11 protein-coding genes, 1 tRNA gene and 1 pseudogene are annotated in these 11,583 nt (G+C 68.3%); 3 read left to right on the forward strand and 10 right to left on the reverse strand.

Features of this window, described 5'->3' with window-relative positions; translation table 11 throughout:
* The 8 genes from CLM62_RS33195 to CLM62_RS33225 all read right to left on the reverse strand — a co-directional run.
* Positions 1–560 (reverse strand): LPXTG cell wall anchor domain-containing protein (locus CLM62_RS33195; protein ID WP_257004227.1); only part of this gene is annotated, 560 nt, incomplete at its 3' end.
* 138 nt (positions 561–698) lie between these two features.
* Entirely contained in the window at positions 699–1,202 is a 504-nt protein-coding gene (locus CLM62_RS33200) for a hypothetical protein (RefSeq protein WP_095753601.1), read from the reverse strand.
* Between the two features lie 105 nt (positions 1,203–1,307).
* Positions 1,308–1,910 carry an aminoacyl-tRNA hydrolase gene (pth, locus tag CLM62_RS33205; RefSeq protein WP_095753602.1) on the reverse strand — a complete coding sequence of 201 codons (603 nt, stop codon included), beginning with the start codon at positions 1,908–1,910 and terminating at the stop codon, positions 1,308–1,310.
* Between the two features lie 69 nt (positions 1,911–1,979).
* Positions 1,980–2,573 carry a 50S ribosomal protein L25/general stress protein Ctc gene (locus CLM62_RS33210; RefSeq protein ID WP_095753603.1) on the reverse strand — a complete coding sequence of 198 codons (594 nt, stop codon included), beginning with the start codon at positions 2,571–2,573 and terminating at the stop codon, positions 1,980–1,982.
* Positions 2,574–2,763: 190 nt separating this feature from the next.
* Positions 2,764–3,744 (reverse strand): ribose-phosphate diphosphokinase, encoded by a 981-nt coding sequence (locus CLM62_RS33215; RefSeq protein WP_095753604.1) that lies wholly within the window; start codon positions 3,742–3,744, stop codon positions 2,764–2,766.
* A 150-nt stretch (positions 3,745–3,894) separates the two neighbouring features.
* Positions 3,895–5,343 carry a bifunctional UDP-N-acetylglucosamine diphosphorylase/glucosamine-1-phosphate N-acetyltransferase GlmU gene (gene glmU / locus CLM62_RS33220; RefSeq protein WP_095753605.1) on the reverse strand — a complete coding sequence of 483 codons (1,449 nt, stop codon included), beginning with the start codon at positions 5,341–5,343 and terminating at the stop codon, positions 3,895–3,897.
* 116 nt (positions 5,344–5,459) lie between these two features.
* Positions 5,460–5,530 (reverse strand) — tRNA-Gln (locus CLM62_RS50345).
* A 6-nt stretch (positions 5,531–5,536) separates the two neighbouring features.
* Positions 5,537–6,409, reverse strand: coding sequence for a hypothetical protein (locus CLM62_RS33225; protein WP_095753609.1), 873 nt, complete (start codon positions 6,407–6,409; stop codon positions 5,537–5,539).
* Between the two features lie 167 nt (positions 6,410–6,576).
* On the opposite strand from CLM62_RS33225, the gene CLM62_RS33230 reads away from it, so the two are divergent.
* Positions 6,577–7,890, forward strand: a complete 1,314-nt coding sequence (locus CLM62_RS33230) for a sensor histidine kinase (protein WP_095753606.1) — start codon at positions 6,577–6,579, stop codon at positions 7,888–7,890.
* A gap of 34 nt (positions 7,891–7,924) precedes the next feature.
* On the opposite strand, the gene CLM62_RS33235 is transcribed toward CLM62_RS33230, so the two are convergent.
* On the reverse strand, positions 7,925–8,419 hold the full coding sequence (locus CLM62_RS33235) for an SUKH-3 domain-containing protein (RefSeq protein WP_095753607.1): 495 nt from the start codon (positions 8,417–8,419) through the stop codon (positions 7,925–7,927).
* A 77-nt stretch (positions 8,420–8,496) separates the two neighbouring features.
* Positions 8,497–9,036 carry a YwqJ-related putative deaminase gene (locus CLM62_RS33240; RefSeq protein ID WP_095753608.1) on the reverse strand — a complete coding sequence of 180 codons (540 nt, stop codon included), beginning with the start codon at positions 9,034–9,036 and terminating at the stop codon, positions 8,497–8,499.
* A gap of 353 nt (positions 9,037–9,389) precedes the next feature.
* Between CLM62_RS33240 and CLM62_RS33245 the strand changes: the two genes are divergently transcribed.
* Both CLM62_RS33245 and CLM62_RS52125 read left to right on the forward strand, forming a co-directional pair.
* Positions 9,390–10,427, forward strand: a complete 1,038-nt coding sequence (locus CLM62_RS33245) for an SMI1/KNR4 family protein (RefSeq protein ID WP_095753610.1) — start codon at positions 9,390–9,392, stop codon at positions 10,425–10,427.
* Between the two features lie 8 nt (positions 10,428–10,435).
* Positions 10,436–11,583: pseudogene (locus CLM62_RS52125) on the forward strand (hypothetical protein); the annotation flags it as partial.

Raw genomic sequence — 11,583 nt, forward strand, 5'->3', positions numbered from 1 at the left:
TCCGTCACAGTGCCGCCGGGCTCGCCGGGCGACCCCTGCGACGCGTCGGCCGTCGGCTCCGCCGAGGCGCCGGGCGCGTCCGTCCCCGGGGCCGTGCCGTCCGCCGCGGGGCAGGTGTGCGAGAGGTTGAACAGCTCCAGCTCTCCACCGCTCACCTCGGCGACGGCCGAGGTCAGCTCCGCCCCCGGAAGCGACGCCACGTAGGCGTGCTTGTCGGACGGCGGCCCGAAGTCCGTGACCACCTGCTGCCCACCCGGCTCGAAGGTCACCGTCAGCTTGACGAAGTCCGTGGAGTTCCCGGGCAGCACGAAGTGCCAGCCGTCCTGCCCCGCCGGAACACCGGGGCACTGGTCCGACGACTTCTGCGGAGCGCCGCCGTCATCAGTGGTCGAGGTGCGCGGAAGATCCTGCCGCAGCCGCACCGTGTACGTGTCGTCAGTGGTGGCGAAGGCCGGTGCCGCGGCGCCCGCGACAAGCAGCAGCGACGCGAGCGGAACAGCGACCGGCAGCGCGGCCGAAGCGGCGGCGACAAAGGCACCGACGCGGGGAAGGGTTCGCATGTGGCGGTAGTCCATCTTCGAGAAACGAACGGGAAGATGTGGAGGGGGCGGCTAAGCATCCAGCACCTGCCGTGACCAGGTCAATCACGAACAGACAACACTCATCCCCACCACAGGACTTGAGAACGCCGAAACCCGTCACATCGTTACGAACGCCGCCGTGAGCAGCGCGATCCCCGCCCCCGCCAACACCCACGCCACCCGCGTCCGCCGCAACCCACCCGCCACCACCACCGAGGCGAGCAGCAACGCCCCACCCATCGGCACCCACGCATAGAGAACCCCGGCAGGACCGGACCGCACGACCTCATCACTGCCCGGCTTCACCACAACCGTGTACGTCTGCCCCTTCCGCACAGCGGCCGTGTGCTCGATGACCACACTCCTCCGGGCCGTCGACCCCGTCGACAACGGCGTGTACGGCCCCGTACAGGTCTCGTCACCGCATCGCGTCACCTCGATCGTGCCGCGCTCCCGCCCCTTGGTGAGCATCACGTGCTGAGCGGTCCCCCAGGACGCCCACACACCGGCGATCAGGATCAGCGCCGCGACCGTACCCATCGCCGCGAGCCGCCCGAACCGCAGCGCGGCGACCGAGGCCTGGCGGGAGGTGGTGGCTGTGGCAGGCATGGCCGGGATCATTGGCCATGGGCCCGCAGTCGGTCAACCTCGGCGGGTCCGGCGGGCGGACAAGTCAGGAATTGTACGTACCTTTCCACGACCGTTTCCCCGCCCCTCTCCCCGACCTCAGGAGTTGTACGTCCCCTGCGCCCGCTCCAACCCCTCGATCACCAGACACTCCACCGCATCCGCCGCCCGGTCCACGAAATAGTCCAACTCCTTGCGCTCCGCCGACGAGAAGTCCTTCAACACGAAATCCGCCACCGGCATACGACCCGGAGGACGCCCGATCCCGAACCGCACCCGGTGATAATCGGACCCCATCGCCTTCGTCATCGACTTCAGCCCGTTATGACCGTTGTCCCCACCACCCAACTTCAACCGCAGCGTGCCGAAGTCGATGTCCAACTCGTCATGAACAGCCACGATGTTCGCCACCGGCACCTTGTAGAAGTCCTTCAGCGCGTTCACCGGCCCACCCGACAGATTCATGTACGACATCGGCTTCGCCAGAATCACCCGCCGACTCCCCGGACCCGGCGGCCCGATCCGCCCCTCCACGACCTGCGCCTGCGCCTTACCGGCCCGCTTGAACCTACCCCCGACCCGCTCCGCGAGCAGATCGGCGACCATGAACCCCACGTTGTGCCGGTTGCCGGCGTACTCGGGCCCCGGATTACCCAGCCCCACGATCAGCCAGGGCGCGTTGGCATCGGTCGTCACGTGCATGTCTCCTTGATACGCGCCAGCCGCTGCCCCGACACGGAACAGCGGCTGACGAAACGACGAAGGGGAGGATCAGACCTCGGCGGCCTCTTCGCCCGCGCCCTCACCCTCCGGAGCCTCCTCCGCCTGCGCGGCCAGGATCTGCAGGACGACCGTGTCCCCGTCAACGGCCAGCGTGGTGCCGTTCGGCAGCGGGATGTCCTTGGCCAGGACGGAGTCGCCGGCAGCCAGACCCTCGATGGAGACCGTGACCGACTCGGGGATGTGCGTGGCCTCGGCCTCCACCGGCAGCGCGTTCAGCACGTGCTCCAGCAGGTAGCTGCCCGGCGCCAGCTCACCCTCGGTGTGCACGTAGATGTCGACGTTGACCTTCTCGCCACGCTTCACCAGCAGCAGGTCGACGTGCTCCAGGAAACCCTTGATCGGGTCACGCTGCACGGACTTCGGAATCGCCAGCTCGTTCTTCTTGCCGTCGATGTCCAGCGCGATCAGGACATTCGGCGTACGCAGAGCAAGAAGCAGCTCGTGACCCGGAAGGGTCAGGTGCACCGGGTCCAGACCGTGGCCGTACAGAACACCCGGAACCCTGCTGTCACGGCGGATACGGCGGGCAGCACCCTTGCCGAACTCGCTACGCGTCTCGGCGGCGATCTTCACCTCGGACATGTGATCACTCCTCGTAGAAACCAGAAACGGACGTGGTCACCCGGCCACGAACGGCCTGCTACGAAGAGCGCGTCGATAACGGATCGCCGTACCCACCGCCAAAAGACGGAGAACGGCCTCCCTCGCCGAGCAACTCCAGCAGTCTACTCGGCGAAGAAGGCCGCACCCAAAAGGATCTTGCGAGAAGCCCCTACTGCTCGTCGAACAGGCTCGTCACCGAACCGTCCTCGAACACCTCACGCACCGCACTCGCGATCGTCGGCGCGATCGACAACACCGTGATCTTGTCCAGAGCATCACTCAGCTCACCCGGCGTCGGCAGCGTATTCGTGAACACGAACTCACTCACCCGGGAATTCTTCAACCGATCCGCCGCCGGACCCGACAGCACACCATGCGTCGCCGTCACGATCACATCCTCCGCGCCATGCGCGAACAACGCGTCCGCAGCCGCACAGATCGTGCCACCGGTGTCGATCATGTCATCCACCAGGACACACACCCGACCCTTGACCTCACCCACGACCTCATGGACGGTCACCTGATTCGCCACGTCCTTGTCACGCCGCTTGTGAACGATCGCCAAAGGCGCACCCAGCCGATCGCACCAGCGGTCCGCGACCCGCACACGGCCGGCATCCGGAGACACCACCGTCAGCTTGTCCTTGTCCACCTTGTCGCCCACGTAGTCCGCGAGCAGCGGAAGAGCGAACAGATGATCCACCGGACCGTCGAAGAAGCCCTGGATCTGATCGGTGTGCAGATCGACGGTCAGAATGCGATCCGCACCCGCCGTCTTCATCATGTCCGCGATCAGACGCGCCGAAATCGGTTCACGCCCACGGTGCTTCTTGTCCTGCCGCGCGTAACCGTAGAACGGCACGATGACCGTGATGGACCGCGCCGACGCACGCTTCAGCGCGTCGATCATGATCAACTGCTCCATGATCCACTGATTGATCGGAGCCGTATGGCTCTGGATCACAAAACAGTCCGCACCACGCGCAGACTCCTGATAACGCACATAGATCTCACCGTTGGCGAAGTCGAAGGCCTTGGTCGGGACAACCCCGACACCCAGCTGGTGGGCGACCTCCTCAGCAAGCTCGGGGTGGGCGCGGCCGGAGAAGAACATCATCTTCTTCTCGCCGGTCGTCTTGATCCCGGTCACAGCACTGTCTCCTCAGAGGTCTCACAACTGGGCACCGAACAACCCTCTCAACTGGCTGCGAGAGGCCGTCACGGCAGGTGGGGTGCGGATGTGCACTTATGGGGGAGTGCACTTATCACGGTACGCCGTGTCCAGCGCGCCCGTTTCCGGTCAGTCTTCGCCATCCCCCTGACGGGACGCCGCCTCAGCCGCCCTCGCAGCCGCACTCCCCGGACGCTTACGAGCCACCCAACCCTCGATATTCCGCTGCTGACCACGGGCCACAGCCAACGAACCGGGCGGCACATCCTTCGTGATCACCGAGCCCGCCGCGGTGTACGCGCCGTCCCCGACCGTGACAGGCGCCACAAACATGTTGTCCGAACCCGTACGACAGTGCGAGCCCACGGTCGTGTGGTGCTTGTCCTGCCCGTCGTAGTTCACGAACACACTCGCGGCACCGATGTTCGTGTACTCACCAATGGTCGCGTCACCGACGTACGACAGGTGAGGAACCTTGGTCCCCTCCCCGATGGAGGCGTTCTTCGTCTCCACGTACGTACCGATCTTGCCCTTCGCACCGAGGCGGGTACCGGGCCGCAGGTAGGCGAACGGCCCGACGGTCGCCTCCGGACCGACCTCCGCACCGTCGGCCACGGTGTTGTCCACACGCGCACCCGCGCCCACGCGAGTGTCGGTGAGGCGACTGTTGGGGCCCACCTCCGCGCCCTCACCGAGGTGGGTTGAGCCGTGGAGCTGGGTGCCGGGGTGGATGAGGGCGTCCTGCTCGAAAGTGACGGTCACGTCGACCCAGGTGGTCGCCGGGTCGATGACGGTCACGCCGGCCAGCATGGCCTGCGTGAGCAGCCGGTCATTGAGAATCCGGCGCGCCTCGGAGAGCTGCACGCGATTGTTGATCCCGGCGATCTCACGGTGATCGACGGCGACGGAGGCCCCGACCCGGTGACCGGCCTCACGCAGAATCCCGAGGACGTCGGTGAGGTACTCCTCGCCCTGGCTGTTGTCCGTACGGACCTTCCCCAGGGCGTCGGCAAGCAACTGCCCGTCGAACGCGAACACCCCGGAATTGATCTCCCGAATGGCCCGTTCAGACTCGGAAGCATCCTTGTGCTCGACGATCCCGGTCACGGCCCCGGAGGCACCGTCACGCACGATGCGGCCATAACCGGTGGCGTCCGGCACCTCGGCCGTCAGCACGGTGACCGCATTGCCGTCGGCGGAGTGGGTGGCGGCCAGGGCCTGAAGCGTCTCACCGGTCAGGAGGGGCGTATCCCCGCATACGACGACCACCGTCCCGTCGACCGACCCGCCGAGCTCCTCCAGCGCCATGCGTACGGCGTGCCCGGTGCCGTTCTGCTGCGCCTGCACCGCCGTGCGTACCTCGGCGTCGATCTCGGCGAGGTGCGCGGTGACCTTCTCACGGGCGTGGCCCACGACCACGACGAGGTTCTCGGGCTGCAACTCACGCGCGGCGGCGAGCACATGGCCCACGAGGGAACGGCCACAGATCTCGTGCAGGACCTTGGGTGTGGCCGACTTCATACGGGTGCCCTCACCCGCTGCGAGAACGACGACGGCTGCCGGGCGAATGGCGCTCACGGGGTTGCCCTTCGGCTTTGGATGAGTGGGGGTGGACATCCGCAGGATACCGGGGGGTTTCGTGAGGGATATGAGTGTGGGCCCTGACGGGAATGTCAGGGCCCACACTCACTGGGCTCCCGGGGGAGGACTCGAACCCCCATAAGTGACACCAAAAGACACCGTCTTGCCCTTAGACGACCCGGGATAGCCCTTATGTCCGGTTCGATAGATCGCCCGGACGGACAGCTCCTACTATGCCGTACCACCAGCCCTCGATGCGACGGTACAACTCGGCTCCCTGTAGGACTCGGATGACCAGGCAGCCGTAATACCCGTCTCCTGTGTTCTTCCGAACGGTCTTGGGGTTGTGTTTCTTGAGGGTCGTCGACTGGAGGGTGGGCGTGTCGATGCCGACGAGGTCGGCCCAGTAGCGCTCGGCGCCCGCCACGTCGGCAGTCTCGTGGATCATGACGCGAAAGCGCAGGCGCTCGCGTGCCACGCCGAGCAGGTCGAGCCACGCCAGGTAGACCCGGATCACCGCGGGGTCGCTGTTGACGAAGAGGACCGCTTCCCGGCGCTGGTACGGCTTGCTCTTCTGCCCCTCGGCCCAGTAGAGAGCGACGCCCGCGATGAACAGCTCGCGGTCCGACAGTGCGCCGATGTCTGCTGCAGCTGCCTCCTTGGTGGCCTGCCGTTCTTGTTCCTGTGAGGTGCGCAGTCGCGCGAGCCCTGCATTCATGCGTGCTCGCTGTTCCTCCGGCGTGCACTTCGGTTCCGGTGACGGCAGATCTCGCACCCACAGCGACACCGAGCTTTTGGAGCAGCCCAGCTCGGCCTGGATCTGGTTGTACGTCCAGCCCTGCCTCCGCAACTCCCGCGCCCTCTCCCGCAGGTCGTCTTTCGCCCGAGGCCGCTTCGTCCATTCCGGAGGCGGCTCGCCCTCGACGAGGCGCTGAAGGATCTCCTTGTTGTGTACCTGAAGCTCGTTGCGGATCTGCCGAAGGCTGTACCCCTGCCGCCGCAGCGCCACCGCCCGCTCCCGCAACCCCTCGAAGTCCGCGTACTTGCCATGCGAATGTGCCATGCGCATACCGTCCGGCCGGAATCCGATCTTCCGGGGTCGAACGGTGAGCGATTCAGCAGTTCGAGGGATTTCGGGCCGTATCGTCGCCGTTCGGTCACGGAGTGTGGTGTAGGCCAGTCACGGAAACTCGCCGGAAATGGGGCGCCGGGCGCCCGTAGGCTGGAGGCATGACCACGACGGGGGAAGACCACTCCACGGCCTTGGGAGGGCTGTGGTGGTGGGCGCGGCGGCGCAGTGCGGTGTTGGACGTGGGCCTGGCGGTGGTGTCGTCGGCGGAGTGTGCGGTGGAGGGGGTTCCGTTCGCGCGTGACGCGGGGATTCCGCTCGCTGCGGGGTTGGTGTTCGGGTTGTTGGCCGGTTCCGTGCTGGTGGTGCGGCGTCGGTGGCCGGTGGCGGTCGTGTTGGTGACGATCGCGATCACGCCTGCTCAGATGGGTTTCCTGATGGGCGTCGTCGGCCTGTACACGTTGGCGGCGTCGGAGTTGCCGCGGCGGATCATCGGGTCGCTGGCGGGGATGTCGCTGGTGGGGACGTTGATCGTGACGTTTGTGCGGGTGCGGCAGGACATGGCGCGGGGGGATTTGACGTTGGGGGACTGGTTTGTCCCCTTCGCTTCGATCACGACCTCGCTGGGGCTGACCGCGCCGCCGGTGTTGCTCGGTTTGTATGTCGGGGCGCGGCGGCGGTTGATGGAGAGTTTGCGGGAGCGGGCGGACAGTCTGGAGCGGGAGCTTCAGTTGTTGGCGGAGCGGGCCGAGGAGCGGGCCGAGTGGGCGCGGAATGAGGAGCGGACTCGGATCGCGCGGGAGATGCATGACGTTGTCGCGCATCGGGTGAGCTTGATGGTGGTGCATGCGGCTGCGCTGCAGGCGGTGGCTCGGAAGGATCCCGAGAAGGCGGTGAAGAATGCCGCGTTGGTGGGTGACATGGGGCGGCAGGCGTTGACCGAGTTGCGGGAGATGCTCGGTGTGCTGCGCAGTGGGGGCGGTGGCGTGGCGCGGCGGGAGGGTGTGCCGTTGGCGGCGGTGGGGGTGGCCGCGGCGGCGGCTGCGTCGCGGGTGGCTGATGGCGAGGGTGCGGCGGACGGGCCTTGTCTGTCGGATCTGGAGGTGTTGGTGGGGCAGTCGGCGGCTGCGGGGATGGTGGTCGATCTGTCGGTGGAGGGTGAGTCGCGGTCGTATGCGGCGGAGATCGAGCAGACGGCGTTTCGTGTGGTGCAGGAGGCGTTGACGAACGTTCACAAGCATGCGGCGGGGGCGAAGACGCATGTGCGGTTGGCGCATCGGGTGTCGGAGATCGCGATGCAGGTGGAGAACGAGCCGCCGGACGAGGTGTCGTCGGCGTCGTCGGCGCGGTTGCCGTCGGGCGGTAATGGGTTGGTGGGGATGAAGGAGCGGGTTCTGGCGTTGGGTGGTGTGTTCGTGTCGGGGCCGACGGAGGCGGGGGGTTTTCGGGTGTCGGCGGTGATTCCGGCGTCGTGACGGTGTGGTCGCCGCGTAATAGCCCTTTTGGTGCTCAGTCGGCTGTCAGGCGGGTGGGTTCGATGCCTGAGACGAGGGTGGCGAGGGCTTGGTCGAGGTCGGGGCCGAGGTACCAGTCGCCGGTGTGGTCGAGGGCGTAGACGCGGCCGTCGGTGTCGATGGCGAGGAGTGCCTGGGTGTCGGTTTCGGCGCCGAGGGGGCAGACCTCGGTGTCGAGGGCGCGGCCGAGGTCGCCGAGGGTGCGGGCCATGTGGAGGCCGTGCAGGGGGTCGAAGTGGACGGCGGCGGGGGCGATCTGGCGGCCGGGTCCGGTGGGGGTGATGTGGAGGCTGCCGAATTCGGCCCAGGCTTCGACGGCGGCGGGGAAGACGGCGTGGCGGTGTCCGGCGGGTGAGGTGTGTTCGCGCAGGGTGTCGGCCCAGATCTCGGCTTGTTTTATGTCCCAGCGTCCGGGTTGCCAGCCGGCGGCGCGCAGGGCGGCGTCGACGGGTACGGGGAAGCGGGTGGTGGAGGTGCGGTCGGGGTGCATCTGCCGTTCGTTCGTCGAGGTCAGGGGCTGGCGCCTGGTGGGCGCTGTCGTGCGGCTTTCCTTGCGGTGGGGGCGGGTCAGCCGTCTGTCGTCGTGGGGTCGACGATGCGGACGCCGAAGTGGGCGCTGAGGGCTGTGCAGGCGCGGCAGGGGGTGGCGAAGCTGCCGTGGAGGGGGTCGCCGTCCTCGCGGATGCGTCGGGCGGTGAGTTTGGCCTGCTTGAGGGCTTTGCGGGCTTCGCCGTTGGTCATCGGTTTGCGGGCGGCGCGTTTGCTGCGGGCGGCGTCGGCGGCGGCGATGTGGCGGGAGATGAGCATGGTTTCGGCGCAGCGGCCGGTGAAGCGGTCGCGTCCGGCGCTGGGGAGGGTGTCGAGGAAGTCCTGGACGAGGGGGTGCAGGGGTGGTGGCTGGTCGCCGCGGGCGGCGGTGCCGGTGAGGGTGGCGCCGCGGACGGAGAGGGCGGCGGCGACGGTGGGGAGTATGCCGTCGCGGCGGTGGCGCAGGGCGGGGGCGTGCGGTGTTTCGGTGCTGCTCCAGCCGATGCGGGGGTCGCCGGACACGGTTGTGGGCGTGCCTGGTGGCGGTGGTGCTTGTGGTCCCGTCTGCGTGGTGTTCATGATCGTTATCCCCTCCCGAGCATCCCCCCGGCGGAGACAGACTGCCAAATGGCGTGGCTGGTGGGGAAGCTGGGTTGCGCGACACGCCCGGGTTTGGGCGGGCTGTCACGGCGGGGTGACGGCTGGTCACGGAAGCGGAGGGCCGCTGACCGGTGCCCGGTGACCGGTGTCGTCGTACCGCATAGGCTGTCCGCACCGCGATCCGCGCGGTCACCGCGTGGAGTGAATTACGGAGAGAAGTCGAGACGGAAGTCGAGTACGGAAGTCGAGACGGTCGAGACAGTCGCTACGGGGCGTAGTGAGCCAGGGTTGGTCACTACGGGTCGTACAGAGTGCCGCAGGGGGCAACCGCCATGACGACAGGTCGGCTCGGGCTGGGGGCACCTCCCGGCCGCCAGGCTGGGGGACAAGCCGCGCCGCCGAACGCGGCCTATGCCGGGCAGGTCGTGCATTTCCCGGATCCGGTCCGGGCGGCCCGTCACCCGAGAGGGGTGCGGGTGGATGAGCGCGGCTATCCCGACTTCTCGCCGTATGCGCGTGCGGCGGCGGAGATCGCCGATCCGCCGGAGGGTTTCGGGGTCGACGAGTTGCGGCTGACGGATTATGTGTCGGCGAACGCGGCGTTGGCGGCGAGTGGGCATGAGTTGTGGGACACGGTGTCGGCGGTGGCGACGCCGCACGGCTGGACGTGGCATCACGTGGTGGGTTCGCGGCGGCTGGAGTTGGTTCCGGTCGAGGTGAAGGCGTTGTTGCGGCATCACGGTGGGATCGCGGTGGCGCGGGTCGACCAGAACAAGCGGGGGACGCGGCCGCTTCAGGAGACTCGGCCGGCGCATTTCGGGTTGCCGAAGTCGGGTGTGGCGGTGACGGAGTCGCAGGTGCAGGGGGTCGAGGAGGACCTCGGGTTCCGGTTGCCGGGTACGTACCGGTCGTTCTTGAAGGCGGCGGGTGGGTGTGCGCCGGTGGGGGCGGCGTTGGACGCGGAGTTGGGGCTGCTGGTGGACCAGCCGTTCTTCACGGTGCGGGACGAGGCGGCGGTCAATGACCTGGTGTATGTCAACAAGTGTCTGCGTGACCATCTGACCAAGGACTATCTGGGGGTCGGGTTCGTGCAGGGCGGGTTGCTGGCCGTGAAGGTGAAGGGCGAGCGGGCCGGTTCGGTGTGGTTCTGCGCGTACGACGATGCGCGGGACGTGGATCCTGCGATGCCGCCGGCGGAGCGGGTGGAGCGGTTGCTGCTGCCGTGTGGTGAGGATTTCGACGCGTTTCTGGCCCGGTTGGCGGGCAATCCGCCGGAGTTGGAGACGGTGGCGAATCTGATGGTGGATGGCGGGTTCGCGCGTGCGGTGCCCGCGGGTGCGGCGGCTTCGGCGTCTTCGGTGGGGGAGTGAGCTTCGCGATGGTGACGTTCGCGCAGGCGCAGGAGCGTGCGGAAGAGTGGATCAACGGGGATGTGCCGTCGTACCAGCATCGTGAGGTGCGGGTGCGGGAGTTCGGGCTCGGGTTCGTGGTGTGGGCGGAGGATCGTGCGGAGGGGCCGCGTTCGGACGGGGGTGCGCAGCGGCTGGTGATCGCGCGGGACAGCGGGGAGGCCACGCTGTGGCCGTCGTTGGCGGTGGGTGAGGTGATTCGCCGGTACGAGGAGGAGTACGGCCGTCCGGACGGCGGGGCTGAGCCGGCGCCGGCGCCTGCGGCTCGGGTGGATCTGAATCAGACGTCGTTCTTGTTGAGTCCGCCGGAGTGGTTGCAGGAGGCGGCGGACAAGTTGGGGATTCCGGATCGGCGGGGTGCGGGTGCCGGTTCGGGTGCCGGTGCGGCTGCTGCTTCGGGGGGCGGTGGTGGGGCGTCGTTGCCTGAGACGCGGGGTGGGGTGCCTGGATCCGGTGGTGCGTCGGCCACTCCTGCGCAGGGCACTCCTGATGCGTCGAGTGGCGGGCCGGCGCCCGTGACGCCGAGTGCGCCGGGGGCGCCCGCCGGGGCGACGCCCTGGGCCGGGACCGACACCAACGCGGACGCCGGTGAGGACCGTTCCGTGCCGCTGCCCGCGACCGTGTTCGCGCCGCCGCTGAGCGGTGCCGACGACGAGCCTGCGCCGCCCACGGCGACGCCGGACGCCAAGACGGCGCTGATGTCGGGCGGCAGCCGGCTTCCGCCGACGGCACTCGCGCCGGCGCTCGACGATTCGAACGGGCCGGGTGCGTCGTCTGCGGGTGGGGCGGGTGGGGGCGCGACGCCTGCGCCGTCGTCGTACGGGTATCCGCAGGGTGTGCCGGGTATGCCGCCTTCGGGTGGGCCGGCTGGGGGTGCCACGCCTGCGCCTGCGCCTCCGTCGTCGTATGGCTATCCGCAGGGTTCGGGTGCTCCGGGTACGCCTCCGGGTGGGGCGCCGGGGGCTGTGCCTCCGCCTCCGTCGTCGTACGGCTATCCGCAGGGGGCCGACGGTGGTGCGGGGGCGCCTCAGCCTCCGGCTGCCGGGGCCGGTGCTGCGGGGCGGCCGCTTCCGCCGAATGCCGGGGACATCGCCGATGCCGCGACGAGCAAGGCGGC

This window comes from Streptomyces sp. SA15, assembly GCF_002291145.1.
In the GTDB taxonomy this organism is placed as follows: Bacteria; Actinomycetota; Actinomycetes; order Streptomycetales; family Streptomycetaceae; genus Streptomyces.

Bases quoted from the DNA above. Each gene is read 5' to 3' on its own strand.
- CLM62_RS33210 (WP_095753603.1), bottom strand. From the start codon at position 2,573: ATGTCCGAGGTGAAGATCGCCGCCGAGACGCGTAGCGAGTTCGGCAAG.
- CLM62_RS33230 (WP_095753606.1), top strand. From the start codon at position 6,577: ATGACCACGACGGGGGAAGACCACTCCACGGCCTTGGGAGGGCTGTGG.
- pth (WP_095753602.1), bottom strand. From the start codon at position 1,910: ATGCACGTGACGACCGATGCCAACGCGCCCTGGCTGATCGTGGGGCTG.
- CLM62_RS33240 (WP_095753608.1), bottom strand. From the start codon at position 9,036: ATGAACACCACGCAGACGGGACCACAAGCACCACCGCCACCAGGCACG.
- CLM62_RS33200 (WP_095753601.1), bottom strand. From the start codon at position 1,202: ATGATCCCGGCCATGCCTGCCACAGCCACCACCTCCCGCCAGGCCTCG.
- CLM62_RS33235 (WP_095753607.1), bottom strand. From the start codon at position 8,419: ATGCACCCCGACCGCACCTCCACCACCCGCTTCCCCGTACCCGTCGAC.
- CLM62_RS33245 (WP_095753610.1), top strand. From the start codon at position 9,390: ATGACGACAGGTCGGCTCGGGCTGGGGGCACCTCCCGGCCGCCAGGCT.
- CLM62_RS33225 (WP_095753609.1), bottom strand. From the start codon at position 6,409: ATGGCACATTCGCATGGCAAGTACGCGGACTTCGAGGGGTTGCGGGAG.